Annotated in this window: 11 protein-coding genes, 4 tRNA genes and 6 pseudogenes; 2 read left to right on the forward strand and 19 right to left on the reverse strand. The window is 40.6% G+C overall.

Going from position 1 to position 15,493, the window contains the following annotated elements; translation table 11 throughout:
- Nucleotides 1-228: 228 nt before the first annotated feature.
- The 19 genes and pseudogenes from rpoB to ACSLFW_RS20285 all read right to left on the reverse strand — a co-directional run bounded on the left by rpoB (nt 229) and on the right by ACSLFW_RS20285 (nt 14,205).
- A pseudogene (gene rpoB / locus ACSLFW_RS20195) lies at nt 229-4,042 on the reverse strand (DNA-directed RNA polymerase subunit beta).
- 244 nt (nt 4,043-4,286) lie between these two features.
- Entirely contained in the window at nt 4,287-4,661 is a 375-nt protein-coding gene (gene rplL, locus ACSLFW_RS20200) for a 50S ribosomal protein L7/L12 (RefSeq protein WP_436557253.1), read from the reverse strand.
- A 69-nt stretch (nt 4,662-4,730) separates the two neighbouring features.
- Nucleotides 4,731-5,225 (reverse strand): 50S ribosomal protein L10, encoded by a 495-nt coding sequence (gene rplJ, locus ACSLFW_RS20205; RefSeq protein ID WP_436557254.1) that lies wholly within the window; start codon nt 5,223-5,225, stop codon nt 4,731-4,733.
- 23 nt (nt 5,226-5,248) lie between these two features.
- Nucleotides 5,249-5,937, reverse strand: a pseudogene (gene rplA / locus ACSLFW_RS20210) (50S ribosomal protein L1).
- A gap of 3 nt (nt 5,938-5,940) precedes the next feature.
- A pseudogene (gene rplK / locus ACSLFW_RS20215) lies at nt 5,941-6,388 on the reverse strand (50S ribosomal protein L11).
- Nucleotides 6,389-6,454: 66 nt separating this feature from the next.
- A pseudogene (gene nusG / locus ACSLFW_RS20220) lies at nt 6,455-7,007 on the reverse strand (transcription termination/antitermination protein NusG).
- Between the two features lie 11 nt (nt 7,008-7,018).
- On the reverse strand, nt 7,019-7,216 hold the full coding sequence (secE, locus tag ACSLFW_RS20225) for a preprotein translocase subunit SecE (protein WP_436557255.1): 198 nt from the start codon (nt 7,214-7,216) through the stop codon (nt 7,019-7,021).
- 15 nt (nt 7,217-7,231) lie between these two features.
- Nucleotides 7,232-7,305 (reverse strand) — tRNA-Trp (locus ACSLFW_RS20230).
- A gap of 60 nt (nt 7,306-7,365) precedes the next feature.
- A pseudogene (gene tuf / locus ACSLFW_RS20235) lies at nt 7,366-8,561 on the reverse strand (elongation factor Tu).
- Nucleotides 8,562-8,617: 56 nt separating this feature from the next.
- Nucleotides 8,618-8,689: transfer RNA gene (locus ACSLFW_RS20240), tRNA-Thr, on the reverse strand.
- 101 nt (nt 8,690-8,790) lie between these two features.
- Nucleotides 8,791-8,871, reverse strand: a tRNA-Tyr gene (locus tag ACSLFW_RS20245).
- A 33-nt stretch (nt 8,872-8,904) separates the two neighbouring features.
- Nucleotides 8,905-8,978, reverse strand: a tRNA-Thr gene (locus ACSLFW_RS20250).
- 91 nt (nt 8,979-9,069) lie between these two features.
- Nucleotides 9,070-9,372 (reverse strand): ribosome hibernation-promoting factor, HPF/YfiA family, encoded by a 303-nt coding sequence (gene hpf / locus ACSLFW_RS20255; protein ID WP_436557256.1) that lies wholly within the window; start codon nt 9,370-9,372, stop codon nt 9,070-9,072.
- A 36-nt stretch (nt 9,373-9,408) separates the two neighbouring features.
- The gene (locus ACSLFW_RS20260; RefSeq protein ID WP_436557257.1) at nt 9,409-10,302 is read right to left on the reverse strand and encodes a tyrosine-type recombinase/integrase; all 894 of its coding nucleotides are present in this window, start codon (nt 10,300-10,302) and stop codon (nt 9,409-9,411) included.
- A gap of 68 nt (nt 10,303-10,370) precedes the next feature.
- A complete protein-coding gene (gene rpsU / locus ACSLFW_RS20265) occupies nt 10,371-10,565 on the reverse strand; it encodes a 30S ribosomal protein S21 (RefSeq protein WP_436557258.1) in 195 nt (64 codons plus the stop codon).
- A gap of 358 nt (nt 10,566-10,923) precedes the next feature.
- Complete coding sequence (locus ACSLFW_RS20270) at nt 10,924-11,745, reverse strand: hypothetical protein (RefSeq protein ID WP_436557259.1); 822 nt, start codon at nt 11,743-11,745, stop codon at nt 10,924-10,926.
- Between the two features lie 99 nt (nt 11,746-11,844).
- Nucleotides 11,845-13,013, reverse strand: a pseudogene (locus ACSLFW_RS20275) (acyl-CoA dehydrogenase family protein).
- Between the two features lie 29 nt (nt 13,014-13,042).
- On the reverse strand, nt 13,043-13,924 hold the full coding sequence (locus tag ACSLFW_RS20280) for a ComEA family DNA-binding protein (RefSeq protein ID WP_436557260.1): 882 nt from the start codon (nt 13,922-13,924) through the stop codon (nt 13,043-13,045).
- A 53-nt stretch (nt 13,925-13,977) separates the two neighbouring features.
- Nucleotides 13,978-14,205 carry a PspC domain-containing protein gene (locus tag ACSLFW_RS20285; protein ID WP_436557261.1) on the reverse strand — a complete coding sequence of 76 codons (228 nt, stop codon included), beginning with the start codon at nt 14,203-14,205 and terminating at the stop codon, nt 13,978-13,980.
- Here ACSLFW_RS20285 and ACSLFW_RS20290 point away from each other — a divergent pair.
- Together ACSLFW_RS20290 and ACSLFW_RS20295 are read left to right on the forward strand one after the other, a co-directional pair.
- Nucleotides 14,205-15,041 carry a hypothetical protein gene (locus ACSLFW_RS20290; protein WP_436557262.1) on the forward strand — a complete coding sequence of 279 codons (837 nt, stop codon included), beginning with the start codon at nt 14,205-14,207 and terminating at the stop codon, nt 15,039-15,041. The two genes, ACSLFW_RS20285 and ACSLFW_RS20290, sit on opposite strands and share 1 nt — an antisense overlap.
- Nucleotides 15,001-15,492: a cytochrome c3 family protein gene (locus ACSLFW_RS20295; protein WP_436557263.1), complete on the forward strand. Its 492-nt coding sequence runs from the start codon at nt 15,001-15,003 to the stop codon at nt 15,490-15,492. Before ACSLFW_RS20290 ends, ACSLFW_RS20295 begins: the two co-directional genes overlap by 41 nt.
- Nucleotide 15,493: the final 1 nt, after the last annotated feature.

Raw genomic sequence — 15,493 nt, forward strand, 5'->3', positions numbered from 1 at the left:
TTTCTACTATTGATTTATTTGCAATTAAAAAATTGAATTCGTTTACCGCCATTTTGATGATAAACACTACCTCGGGTTACTTCTCTAAACTTCAGGTCTTTCCTGAAGTGCTAGTTATAAAAACATCGTTTCTATAAAAAATCGGAACGGTTTACGGGTATAAATCCTGAAAACTAATTAAAAATGTAATCAGTGTCCGACGCAAGCCGAACACTGATTATTGAATATTTATTCTTCTAAACGAATGTCCAATCCAAGACCTTTCAATTCGTGCATCAACACGTTGAAAGATTCCGGTAATCCTGGTTCCGGCATGGTTTCGCCTTTTACGATTGCCTCGTAAGTTTTGGCCCTACCGATAACGTCATCCGATTTAACGGTAAGGATTTCACGAAGCGTGCTCGATGCACCATAAGCCTCGAGTGCCCAAACCTCCATCTCTCCGAAACGCTGGCCTCCGAATTGCGCTTTACCTCCAAGAGGCTGTTGCGTAATGAGCGAGTACGGTCCGATAGAACGCGCGTGCATCTTATCGTCAACCATGTGCCCAAGTTTCAGCATGTAAATGACACCTACGGTTGCCGGTTGGTGGAAACGCTCTCCTGTTCCTCCGTCATACAGATAAGTATGTCCGAAACGCGGAATGCCTGCTTCGTCAGTCAATTCGTTGATTTGGTCAAGTGTCGCTCCGTCGAAGATAGGTGTCGCGAATTTGCGTCCTAAGTTCATACCGGCCAACCCAATACCGTTTCATAAATCTGACCGATGTTCATACGTGAAGGTACGCCAAGTGGGTTCAACACGATATCAACCGGAGTCCCATCTTCCAAGAAAGGCATGTCTTCGTGACGAACGATACGCGCAACAATACCTTTGTTACCGTGACGTCCCGCCATTTTATCACCTACTTTCAACTTACGTTTTTTGGCGATGTAAACTTTGGCCAGTTTCAAAATTCCGGCTGGCAACTCATCTCCTACTGTGATCGTAAATTTCTCTCTTCTTAAAGCACCTTGTAAATCATTTAATTTGATTTTGTAGTTGTGGATTAAGTCGTTTACCAATTTGTTGGTTTCGTCATCTGCAACCCACTGTCCTTTTGAAAGGTGCGCGAAATCTTCAACGGCGTTCAGCATTTTCTGGGTGTATTTTTTACCTTTTGGCAATACTTCTTCACCCAAATCATTCATAACTCCCTGAGAAGTTTTTCCGTTTACGATTAAGAATAATTTTTCAACCAATTTGTCTTTTAATTCAACGAACTTGGTTTCGAACTCCATTTCAAGAGCACCTAAATCATCCTTGTCTTTCGTACGTTTTCTTTTATCTTTTACTGCTCTTGCGAACAATTTTTTATCTAATACAACACCGTGTAAAGATGGTGAAGCTTTCAAAGAAGCATCTTTTACATCACCTGCTTTGTCACCGAAGATTGCTCTTAAAAGTTTCTCTTCCGGTGTAGGATCTGATTCACCTTTTGGTGTGATTTTTCCGATAAGGATATCGCCGGGTTTAACCTCGGCACCAATACGAATCATACCATTTTCATCCAAATCTTTGGTAGCTTCTTCAGAAACGTTCGGGATGTCATTGGTCAACTCTTCGTTACCCAATTTCGTATCACGAACATCCAATGAATAATCATCGATGTGGATTGAAGTAAAGATATCGTCGCGAACCACTTTTTCAGAAATCACGATCGCATCCTCGAAGTTGTACCCTTTCCAAGGCATGAACGCCACTTTAAGGTTTCTTCCCAAGGCAAGCTCACCATTTTGTGTAGCATAACCTTCAGAAAGTACTTGACCAGGAATTACCCTGTCGCCTTTTCTTACGATTGGTTTCAGGTTGATCGATGTACTCTGGTTCGTTTTTCTGAATTTAATCAGGTTGTATGTTTTCTCATCGGCATCAAAACTTACCATTCTTTCTTCGTCTGAACGGTCATATTTAATGGTGATGATATCTGCATCAACGTACTCTACAGTTCCGTGACCTTCTGCATTGATCAAAACACGCGAATCAGAAGCAACTTGTCTTTCAAGACCAGTTCCTACAATCGGAGCTTCAGGACGCAACAATGGTACGGCCTGACGCATCATGTTCGATCCCATGAGCGCACGGTTCGCATCATCATGCTCCAGGAACGGAATCAATGAGGCAGAAATCGATGCAATCTGGTTCGGTGCCACGTCGGCATAGTGAATGCTGTGCGGATCAACAACCGGGAAATCGCCTTCTTCACGCGCAATTACTTTATCAGCGGTGATGTTACCATCTTTGTCAATATCGATATTTGCCTGTGAAATTAATTTTCCTTCTTCTTCTTCTGCGCTTAGGTAAACCGGCTCAGAATTGATGTCGATTTTTCCGTCGGTTACTTTACGGTAAGGTGTTTCGATGAAACCCATTCCGTTTACTTTCGCGTAAACACCAAGCGAAGAAATCAAACCAATGTTTGGTCCCTCCGGCGTTTCAATCGGGCATAAACGACCGTAGTGCGTATAGTGAACGTCACGCACCTCAAATCCGGCTCTTTCTCTCGAAAGACCACCAGGCCCAAGGGCAGACAATCTTCTTTTGTGCGTAATTTCAGCGAGTGGATTCGTTCTGGTCCATGAACTGAGACAACTGGTTGGTTCCGAAGAAAGAGTTGATCACCGATGACAATGTTTTCGCATTGATCAAATCGATTGGCGTGAACACCTCGTTATCACGAACGTTCATTCTCTCACGGATCGTACGCGCCATACGGGCAAGACCTACACCAAATTGCGCAGACAATTGCTCGCCAACAGTACGAACACGACGGTTTGACAAGTGATCGATATCATCAATCTCAGCTTTAGAGTTGATCAATTCGATTAAGTATTTCACGATCGTGATGATATCTTCTTTGGTCAAGACCTGCTTTTCCATTGGGATATCAAGGTTCAGTTTTTTATTCATTCTGTAACGACCCACTTCACCTAAGTTGTAACGTTGGTCAGAGAAGAATAATTTATCGATGATACCACGTGCAGTTTCCTCATCAGGCGGTTCTGCATTACGCAATTGTCTGTAGATATGCTCAACGGCCTCTTTTTCAGAGTTCGTTGGATCTTTCTGCAATGTGTTGTGGATGATCGCGTAATCAGCCTGATTCGCATCTTCCTTGTGAAGCAAAATAGATTTGACGTTGGCATCAATGATTTCTTCCACGTTATCTTTGTCGATAATCGTATCACGGTCAAGGATGATTTCGTTACGCTCGATAGAAACTACCTCGCCAGTATCCTCATCCACAAAATCCTCGTGCCATGTGTTCAGAACACGTGCGGCTAATTTTCTGCCAATATATTTTTTAAGTCCTGTTTTAGACACTTTGATTTCCTCTGCAAGGTCGAAGATCTCAAGGATATCTTTATCTCTTTCGAAACCGATGGCGCGGAATAAAGTCGTTACAGGTAATTTTTTCTTACGGTCGATATACGCGTACATTACGCTGTTGATATCGGTTGCGAATTCAATCCATGATCCTTTGAACGGGATGACACGGGCAGAATACAGCTTGGTTCCATTGGCATGGAAAGATTGTCCAAAGAAAACACCAGGCGAACGGTGAAGCTGTGATACAACTACACGCTCGGCACCGTTGATAACAAATGTACCACTTGGTGTCATGTATGGAATCGTACCCAAATAAACATCCTGTACGATAGTTTCAAAATCTTCATGCTCAGGATCTGTACAATACAGCTTAAGTCTTGCTTTTAAAGGCACGCTGTAAGTCAATCCTCTCTCAATACATTCCTGAATCGTATAACGTGGTGGGTCAACAAAATAATCAAGGAACTCTAAAACGAATTGGTTTCTGGTGTCGGTGATTGGAAAGTTTTCCATGAAGGTGTTATAAAGGCCTTCGTTGCCTCTTTCGTCGGATTTGGTCTCCAGTTGGAAGAAATCCTTAAAAGATTTTACCTGGATGTCCAGGAAATTCGCATAGTTCGCGAATGTTTTTGGTAGAGGCAAAATTCAATCTTTCAGTCTGATTTGTTATCATCAATGGACAAAATTTTGATTAAAAAAAAGTAGTTTTTGTGTATCCAATACTTTCTTTTTTGATCAATACATCTTTAAAAATGAACCAAGTAGGAGTTCAATTCCTTTCTTCGTATTGATTAAAAGTTTTTTTAGTATGCAACTAAATGATAATAAAACCGGATATAAATTTTATTATACGAAAAATGGTTTAGGTCTTTGGAAGCGTATCCAAGACCTAAACCTAGTCTTCAAAATGAGTTTAATTATTTAAGCTCAACAACAGCTCCGGCTTCTTCTAAAGCTTTTTTCAAGCCTTCAGCTTCTTCTTTAGAAACGCCTTCTTTAACTGAACTTGGAGCGCTGTCCACTACGTCTTTAGCTTCTTTAAGACCTAAACCGGTAAGTTCTTTTACCAATTTAACTACCGCTAATTTAGAAGCACCAGCTTCTTTAAGGATAACATTGAATTCAGTCTGAGCTTCTTCAGCTGCACCTGCATCACCACCGCCACCTGATACCACAACTGCAGCAGCAGCTGGTTCGATACCATACTCGTCTTTCAATATTGTTGCAAGATCGTTAACTTCTTTTACTGTAAGGTTAACTAATTGTTCTGCGAATTGTTTCAAATCTGCCATTTTTTCTATCGTTTTAAAATGATTTGTAAAATATAATTTATTATTGTGCGCTAATTAATGTGCTTAAAATTAAGCTACCTCTTCGTCTTTGAATTGGTTTAAAAGAGCTGAAATAACTCTCTGAGCCGGTGATTGAAGTAATCCGATGATTTCTCCGATAACCTCTTCTTTAGATTTAAGCGATGCTAATGAATCTAACAAGTTGTCTCCGATGTAAATTTCAGAATTGATGAAAGCTCCTTTTAATACAGGCTTATCCGATTTCTTACGGAATTCTTTGATGATTTTTGCAGGCGCGTTAGCCGTGTCTGACAATAAGATCGAAGTGTTTCCTTTTAAGATGGTAGGCAAGTCACCGTATTCTTTATCTGAAGCTTCCATTGCTTTTTCAAGCAAAGTGTTCTTAACCACTTCTAATTTGATACCTGCTTTAAAGCAAGCTCTTCTTAAATTTGAAGTTGTCTCTGCATCCAAACCGGAAATATCAGCTACATAAACGATATTGTTACCGGCTAACTGTGCAGTTAAATCTTCAATCGCGATTGATTTTTCTTCTCTAGTCATACTATAAAGTTTTTAACTGCCAATTAAACTGCTTTCGGATCAAGGGCAATCGCAGGACTCATTGTACTAGACAAGTGAATGCTTTTGATGTATTGGCCTTTTGCCGCAGTTGGCTTAAGTTTGATTAATGTTTGAATAATTTCGTGGGCATTGTCTGTGATTTGGTCAGCGCCGAAAGAAACCCTTCCGATACCTGCGTGAACGATACCTGTTTTATCAACTTTAAAGTCGATTTTACCGGCTTTTACTTCTGTAACGGCTTTTCCAACCTCCATAGTAACAGTTCCGGTTTTAGGGTTTGGCATCAAGCCGCGTGGCCCAAGGATACGTCCTAATGGCTGTAATTTACCCATAACAGCAGGCATCGTGATGATTACATCAACATCTGTCCAGCCGTCTTTAATTTTCTGAAGGTAATCGTCAAGACCAACGAAATCAGCACCTGCAGCTTTCGCTTCAGCTTCTTTATCCGGAGTTACAAGAGCCAATACTCTTACGTCTTTACCTGTTCCGTGTGGCAATGTAACCACCCCCTTACCATTTGATTCGCTTTTCTTGGATCTACACCCAATTTCACAGCGATATCAACAGACTCGTCGAATTTTGCAGAAGCGATCACTTTTACCAATGCAGAAGCATCTTTCAAAGAATAAAGCTTGTTTTTTTCAATTTTCGATGCAGCCTCTTTTTGCTTTTTTGTCAATTTTGCCATGTCTTAAGCTTTTTTTAGAGGAGAATCTCCAGTTACAGTTATACCCATAGATCTGGCTGTACCAGCGATCATACTCATAGCAGATTCGATTGTGAATGCATTCAAATCAACCATTTTGTCCTCAGCAATGGTCTTGATAACATCCCATGACACATTTGCTACTTTTTTACGATTAGGTTCACCGGAACTGGACTTTAGCTTTGCAGCTTCCATTAACTGGACAGCAGCAGGTGGAGTTTTTACGACGAAATCAAAAGATTTGTCTTTATACACGGTGATTTGCACCGGGCATACTTTACCGGCTTTATCCTGGGTTCTTGCATTGAATTGTTTGCAGAACTCCATGATGTTTACACCAGCGGCTCCTAAAGCAGGTTGGAACCGGTGGCGATGGATTCGCGGCACCTCCCTTTACTTGTAGTTTAACTACTTTACTAATCTCTTTAGCCATTGTTTAAAAAATGTGCATCGGCTTGTGGAAGCAAACCTTTGCGGTTAATTATAATAGTGTAACAAATTATACTTTTTCAACCTGCATAAAGCTCAGTTCCAATGGTGTTTTCCTTCCGAAGATTTTCACCATTACTTCTAGCTTACGCTTTTCTTCATTGATTTTCTCAACCGTTCCGTTGAAACCGTTGAAAGGCAGCATCAATAACCTTGATCGTTTCGCCAATGTTGAAAGGGATTGCATGATTGTCAGTTTTCACCGCCAATTCATCTACTTTTCCTAACATCCTGTTGACTTCCGACATTCTCAAAGGCACCGGATCGCCGTTCTTAACTTCACCTAAAAAACCGATAACGCTTGTTATTGACTTGATAATGTGCGGAATTTCACCTGTAAGATTCGCTTCGATCATCACATAACCGGGAAAGTAGACTTTGTCTTTGGTGATTTTCTTTCCGTCACGCACCTGCACTACTTTTTCAGTAGGTACAAGAACCTGAGAAATGTAATCACCCATTCCCAACCTGTTGATTTCGGTTTCGATGTAAGCTTTGACTTTATTTTCCTGTCCGCTTACCGCTCTGACAACGTACCATTTTTTCACATTACTGTCTGTCATCACGATAGGTTTTAATTTTTGATCAAATTAAAAAATCCTGCAATCGATCTTGAAAACAATTCGTCTACTCCCCAAGTTGCGAGTGCGAATAAAACCGAAAAGACAGCCACTACGATAGTAAGACGTTGCACTTCTGACCATTCCGGCCAAGTTGTGTTTGTTCTTAACTCTTCGAATGCTTCTGAAATATAATTACCAACTTTTGACATTATAATTTTGTTTTATGGCACGGGCGGAGGGATTCGAACCCCCATCAACGGTTTTGGAGACCGCTATTCTACCCTTGAACTACGCCCGTTTGTTAAAAGCCAGTAGCATCGTTTGACGCTACTGGCCTTTTAAATATATGCTAAAATAATTAGTCTAGGATTTCTGTTACCTGACCAGCACCAACTGTTCTACCACCTTCACGGATAGCGAAACGCAAACCTACGTTCATCGCGATTGGGCTCAACAATGCTACTTCGATAGTCAAGTTATCACCAGGCATAACCATCTCTACTCCTGCAGGAAGTGTAATAACTCCGGTTACGTCAGTTGTACGTACGTAGAACTGTGGACGGTAGTTATTGTGGAATGGCGTGTGACGACCACCTTCTTCTTTTTTCAGGATATAAACCTCAGCTTTGAATTTAGCGTGTGGTTTAACAGATCCTGGCTTAACGATTACCATTCCTCTTTTGATGTCTTCTTTAGCAACACCTCTCAAAAGGATACCAGCGTTATCTCCAGCCTCACCTCTGTCAAGGATTTGACGGAACATCTCGATACCAGTAATAGTAGAAGTCAATTTCTCAGCACCCATACCGATGATTTCAACAGGATCACCTGTGTTACAAACTCCAGTTTCGATACGACCTGTAGCAACAGTTCCACGACCTGTAATTGTAAATACGTCCTCGATTGGCATCAAGAATGGTTTTTCTGTATCACGTACCGGCTCTTCGATCCAGTTGTCAACAGCTTCCATCAATTCCATGATTTTCAGGAACCCAGTTTGGATCAGCGTTCAATCCACCCAAAGCAGAACCTTGGATAACTGGTCCGGTTATCTCCATCATATTCGTAGAAAGACAAAAGGTCACGGATTTCCATTTCAACAAGCTCTAAAAGCTCAGCATCGTCAACCATATCCACTTTGTTCATGAATACAACGATACGTGGAATACCTACCTGACGTCCTAAAAGGATGTGCTCACGTGTTTGTGGCATTGGTCGGTCTGTAGCAGCAACCACAAGGATAGCACCGTCCATCTGAGCAGCACCTGTAACCATGTTTTTTACGTAATCCGCGTGACCCGGACAGTCAACGTGTGCGTAGTGACGGTTAGCTGTTTCATATTCTACGTGTGAAGTATTGATAGTAATACCTCTTTCTTTTTCTTCAGGTGCGTTATCAATCTGGTCGAAAGATTTAGCAGCAGTTTTAGAGAAACCAGCCTCAGCCATTACTTTAGTGATAGCAGCGGTCAAAGTAGTTTTCCCGTGATCTACGTGTCCAATAGTACCGATGTTCAAGTGCGGTTTGGAACGATTAAAATTCTCTTTTGCCATTTTACTTAATTTTTAATCTTAGTTATATATTAGTGTTCAAATTCAATACTAAATTGAGCCAACTACGGGATTTGAACCCGTGACCTCTTCCTTACCAAGGAAGCACTCTACCACTGAGCTAAGTCGGCAAGGAAATCCTTTCAGGATTTTAGATTTCAGACTTTAGATTTCAGATTGCTCATTTTGTGGAAAATCTGCAATCTGAAGTCTTCAATCTCAAATCAATTTGTGGGGAGAGCAGGATTCGAACCTGCGAAGTTCTCACAGCAGATTTACAGTCTGCCCTCGTTGGCCGCTTGAGTATCTCCCCTCTTTTTTTATTTATATCCGATTGCCTTTTTAGAGCCGGCGGAGGGACTCGAACCCACGACCTGCTGATTACAAATCAGCTGCTCTAGCCAACTGAGCTACGCTGGCATATACAATAAAAAAGTCCGCTATTTCTAACGGACTGCAAATGTATATGTTTTTGTTTTTTAATCAAAACATTTTCAGAAAATTTTTTTGATTAAATATGCGTTCTGATTTTTTCCTTTCTTTTAACAAGTAAACGCTCTAAAGATTCGGCTGCCTGCTCTACGGCTTCCTCGAAACTCTTGCATTGTTTCTTGACCAGAAGGTCATCGCCGGGAACATGTATTTTTAACTCTGCTACCTTATTCTCTTTCTCGCTGGTCTTTTCCACCTTTAAATAAACATCGGCCGCAACCACCTTGTCATAGTATTTTTCAAGTTTGCCTAACCTTTGGTTGATGAAATCTACCAATTTTCCGTCAACGTTGAAGTTGACTGCGTGAACCTCTACCTTCATAATCGAAATTTTTAAAATTGAACATGTAGTCAAGTACTATTTTTGATTCCGCGGATGCGCTTTCCCATACACATTCTTCAACTCAGCCAGACTGCTGTGCGTATAAACCTGGGTCGATGCTAAACTGGAATGTCCCAACAATTCCTTAACCGAATTTAAGTCTGCCCCGTTGTTGAGCAAGTGCGTCGCGAACGTATGCCGCAAAATATGCGGACTCTTCTTGACCTTCTCTGAGACATTACTAAAGTAATAATTTATTAATCGATACACAAGGGAATCATTCAATTTAACGCCCTTTTGGGTAAGGAAGAAATATTCAGAATCTTTAATTATTTCGAGTTTCGCGCGCTCCTTTATATATAAGTCAAACTGTTCCAATATAATAGGTAAAAGCGGAATGATGCGTTCTTTATTCCTTTTACCTAAAACCTTTAGCGTTTTGTTATGATAATCGACGTTGGAAATCTTAAGATGAATGAGCTCTGTGCGGCGGATTCCTGTTGCATAAAACAAATCAATCATCAGTTTATCGCGTACGCCTTCAAAATCATTTGTAAAATGAAGATCGCGCAGCACATTCTCAAGTTCTTTTTCAGAAAACGGAATCTGCAATTGCTTCGGCGTTTTCAAAGCTTTGTGCTTCAAAAGCGGATTGACATCAATCTGTTTCGTCTTCAGTAAAAATTTGTAGTAGGATTTTAAGGAGGAGATTTTCCGGTTTACAGAATAAGGAGAAATTCCATCATCAACCAACGCAACAATCCACGAGCGGATCATGCTGTAATTCACTTCCGGCAAATCGCTTTCAAAACTGCCTTTCACAAAAACCTCAAAAGCCGTCAGGTCGTCCCAATAAGCCGTAACGGTATGCGGAGAATAATTTTTCTCCAACCGCAGATAATCCCGGAAAGCATTTTTATTATTGTCCATAAAAAAAACCGTTAGCATAAAAGTATTAAACTTTCATGACTAACGGTATATTTTGGCTAAAAGTTATATTAACTTTCTAAGCTGTCTCTAAGTCCTTGGATGTAGGCCGCTTTCTGGATCTTCATCCTGTGCGTTACAGAAGGCTTGATGAATGCTTGTCTTGCGCGCAACTGACGTACAGTTCCGGTTTTGTCAAACTTTCTTTTATAGCGCTTTAATGCTCTATCGATATTTTCTCCGTCTTTAATTGGTATAATTAACATAATATAGACACCTCCTCTCGTTAAGGCCGCAAAGGTAAGAGAAAAAAGAAGAAAGAAACAAGAAAAAAGAAAAAAACTTTAAGCCATGCGCTTATTCTTGTTTCTTGCAGCGAAGCGGTCTTTTCTCTATTCTCTTTTCGGGCGTGCCGCCGGCCACAACTTCCCTGCAAATCAGAAAGCGACTGCAGGCCGCCGTCGTGCTGTTCGCTCCTAAATGAAGTTCACTGAATACCGCTAAAAAATATTATCCAATGAAGTAATCTGTCGTTGCGGAACTTTTTGTACTACGGGAAATAATCGTTTGCAATGCCAGGATTTCCAATTCCATCCCTCACGCGGGACGACCCAACAGGGAATCTTACTGCTGAAGAAAATACTCCTCTTTGTGAGTCTGCGAATTGGGATATACATAATAGCTTGATTTATAAAACCCGTATTCCGTTTCCAAAGCCGCTGTATCTTCAGTATTTTTCAAACGTAATGAGACAGAAGGCCGGCATTCGAGAAGATTATAATTTGCCTTACCCCACATTGCAATATGAACAACACTGCTGGTATTGTATATTTGCGAATAGGAAAACCCGGTTACGTAGCCATCAACCTTTTGTTTTACCAGATTTCCATTGCGATAATAATAATTACCTTCATGATCTACAACCCCATCATTTAAATTGCTGTCATAAAATGAGTGTACAATATCGCCATCCGCATTTAACGTGATTTCATATCTCTGGATTACAATTGCGCCGGCATCCTGATAATTGCCGCTCATGACATCAGCATAAACTTTATTTTCGGGCATATAAGTATAACGCAGGCTTTTCATCCTGTAATTATCGGCTGCAATAATCCTTCCTTGTGCGTCATAGTAAAAAAATTCACTCGACGGCCTCTCAATACTTACCAACCTATCATTTTCGTATATATAATTCGTAAAAGCTGTTTCTGACGGAGGCTGGCCATTACTTGTAAAATAAGTCACACTGCTTGAAACATATCTGTTGTTTTCCAGCAGGGCATTAAAAGTATCGCCATCCATACTGATACCTACACCATAGGTATGAGTTGCGCTGTAATGTGTTATGTTTATTTCCGGAAAATCCGACGCCGCTCCATCGTCGTTAGAACACGAATAAATCATGAACACAAGAAACAGCAATTGCAAAAATTTACTTTTCATATGGTAAAATTAATAAAAAACAAAGAGCCGAGAATCAAGACCGCATACTACTAATACGCAAAATCTTGGCTCTTGGCTCTTGAACCTTTTTTCTTGAAATTACTTTACCGCCGGCTGATAATTTTGTTTATCAATGATCATTTTCGATAAAATCTCCTTCATGATTTCCGAAGTACCGCCGCCAATTGGTCCTAAACGGCTGTCTCTTGACAAACGCGCCAGAGGATATTCTTCCATATAACCATAACCGCCTAACATTTGCAGGCAACTGTAAATCGTGTCATCGGCAACTTTAGTCGATTTCAATTTTGCCATCGTCGCTTCTTTGACCACATATTCTTTTTGATTCAGTCTTGCTACGGCTGCGTAATTGAAAACTTTGCAATGTTCAACATCTGTTGCATGTTCAACGATTGTATGACGTAAGGCTTGGAATTTATCGATCGTTTTTCCGAACGCCTCACGTTCTGACATGTAACCAATCGTATATTCGATTGCATATTCGGCTCTGGCGTGGGCATTAATGGCCATGATCAAACGTTCCAAAGCGAAATGCTGCATGATATATGGAAAGCCTTTTCCTTCTTCACCCATTAAATTTTCTGCCGGGATCTCAACATTATCAAATGCGATTTCTGCCGTATCTGAAGCCCTCCAACCTAATTTATCTAATTTTGTAGCAGTAATTCCTTTTGTATTCGCATCAACCAAAAAGATACTGATGCCTTTATTTCCCAACTCGGGATTTGTTTTGGCTGCAACCACATAATAATCTGCGTAAACGCCATTCGTGATAAATGTTTTAGAGCCGTTGATTATGTATTTATCACCTTGTCTTACAGCTGTTGAACGCATTCCTGCCACATCACTTCCGCCAAATGGTTCGGTAATACACAAAGCGCCGATTTTATCTCCGGCAATGCTTGGTGCCAAATATTCCTGTTTGATCCTTTCGTCGCCTTCGGCATTCAAATGCGTCATTGCCAGGTAAGCGTGCGCCCACATTGCTGCCGCAAAACCAGACGATTTGATTTTCTGCATTTCTTCTAAAAAAATCACCGTATAGAATAAATCCAATGCCATACCGCCGTAAGCTTCCGGATAGTTGATTCCGAAAAAGCCCATATCGCCGAATTTTTTCCAGATAAAGCGTTCGATTGTGCCTGTTTTTCCCATTTTTCAATATGCGGCACAACTTCCTTTTGCAGAAAATCTTTAAAGCTCTTTCTGAATGATTCGTGCTCCTCAGTAAAATGTATTGAATTCATATAATTTGGCTGTTTTTTATCCTAATTTTTTAGAATTCCAAATATAAGGCAATTATTTTTACTTTTTCAACAGGAAAGCCGTTAATTTTTATCAAATCCTCAGAAGTGTGTATTCCGCCATTCATGCTTCTGTAAGTCACAATTTGCTTGGCAAGCGCATATCTGAAATAAGGAAATTTTGCCAGTTCTTTTATTGAAGCATCGTTAATTTTTAGTTTTTCAATCTTGGGCGGATTGATAATTTTGAAATATTTGTTGAGGTTTTCGATAACTTCCGGCGATAATCCCCAAATGTCATTCATTTGTTCCATTGAAGCGAAAGCGCCGAATTTCAATTTTTCTTTTAAAATCCGTTCTGACAAAGCCGGCCCAATGCCGTAGATCTTGATCAAATCGTCCTGCGTTGCATCGTTAATATCATGCACGACAATCTTCTCTTTTTTCTTTTCGAAATTTTTCTTCGGAAAAGCTTTGTAATTCGATGATTTTTTATTTTTCACCCAATCCGGAAATTTAAAATACGGCGAAATAACTGACAATAAAGAATCGGAAACTTTTGTAACATTCTGGAAATCTTCAGCTGAATTCACATACAAATTCTTTTCCCGAAAAGCCAGCAGCCTATCAATTTCGGCAGTCGACATGCCAAGTTTATAGCCCTTAAAATCAGTAATAAAATTCGGATTGAAAGGATAAATTTTGGGAACAACCTTCTTTTTTTCTTCTTTTAAAGAATCGATTTCAGTTTGTAACGAAAGCCATTGCCACTTTTCAGGCGAATCAGGTTCAGGTGCTGTAAAATCAGCGAAATAATAAAAAAGTTGCAGGCTGATGATGATGGCGAACAGTAGAAAAAGTCCGCTGCGTTGCGCCTTCGTAAAGGCGAAGTAAGATTGTAAAAAGGATTTCATATGGCGTGTATTTAAATTGCATGGCGTTGAATATATCAGGTGCAAATTACGAATTATAAATCAAAAACCGAACTGCGTTTGGCTCGAATTAAATCTTTTAATTTTATCCAGAAAGCAAGCGTCAGGTAGACACCAAACCACAGTCCGGCCGTTACAAATGAAATATAAATAAAGAACAACCGCACGCTGCTGGCGCGCATCCCGAGTTTGTCGGCAAGACGCGAGGCAGCATTAAAACCGTGCTTTTCGAAAAAATATTTCAGGCGGATGACGAGTCGCATTGCATTTTTTAAAGCACAAATTTACGTTTTTCAACGGATTTCATTCTGCAAATCTTACAATTCCTTTAGATTATAAATTATGTTATATTTACGGCATGAAGCGATGGCTGCCCATTTTTATGATTTCGGTTTTTTCGATGCTTTTTCTGAATTGCGCCGATAAAAAATCAGATTACATTGATCCGCGCGGACCGGAATTCGCCGGTTCCGAAAGCTGTATCCAATGCCATAAATCAGCTTCGGAAAATGCGATGCACAGTGCCCATTTTAAAGCAACGGCGCCTGCGACTGCTGAGTCAATTCTTGGAAATTTCAATTCGCCGCACAATGTTTTCGATTACGGAAACAATTCCAAAATGGTTATGGAAAAACGCGGCGACAGCCTTTACCAGGTTTTTTATAAAGGTGGAAAGGAAATAAAAGCCTATCCTTTCGACATTGTTTTTGGCAACCGGAATGCACAGACTGCGGTTTACTGGAAGCACAAGAACACCTATGAATTACCGATTTCTTATTATAAAGCAGAAAATACATGGGGCACAAGTCCGGGATTTTCGCCGACACAGCCGTACTTCGACCGCATGACAATAAAAGACTGTTACGCCTGCCACAGTTCGAACGCAAGCGCCAACAAAGTAAATTCCGGGAAAAATAATTTCCTGGCAATGGAAGTGGAAGATAATATTGCGCCCGAAAGCCTCGTTTATGGCATCGACTGTGAACGCTGCCACCGAGCAGGCGAAAAAACACGTCGATTACCAACTCGAAAATCCGAAAGACAAAATCGCTCATTTTATGACGGGCTACAAATCGCTCAACAACAAACAGCTGCTTGATGCCTGCGCCATCTGCCACTCGGGAAGCCTTGGCGTTAAAAGCAAATCGCGTTTTCTGTTTCAGCCCGGCGACCGCCTTGAAGATTATTATTATGTGCCTCATGCCAATGAATATGATGTTCATGGAAACCAGGCTGGCGCATTGTCGCAAAGCGAATGTTTCCTGAAAAGCGGAAAAATGAACTGCCTGACCTGCCACAATCCGCACGAAAACACGAATGGGAATCTGGCACAATATTCACAAATCTGCATCAGTTGCCACAAATCGCCTGAGCATTCGAATATAGGCATTACGACTGAAAGTCTGAAATCTGATTGCATCACTTGTCACATGCCGAAGCAATCTTCAAAGGCGATTAATTTCCAAACTTCACATGATTCGAAGATTTCGGGTTATTATTTGCGAACGCACAGAATCGCAGTTTATCCTGCAGAAAAAGAGAAAAGCTGAT

Origin of the sequence: Flavobacterium sp. 3HN19-14 (genome assembly GCF_051373205.1) — a bacterium.
Taxonomy (GTDB): Bacteria; Bacteroidota; Bacteroidia; order Flavobacteriales; family Flavobacteriaceae; genus Flavobacterium.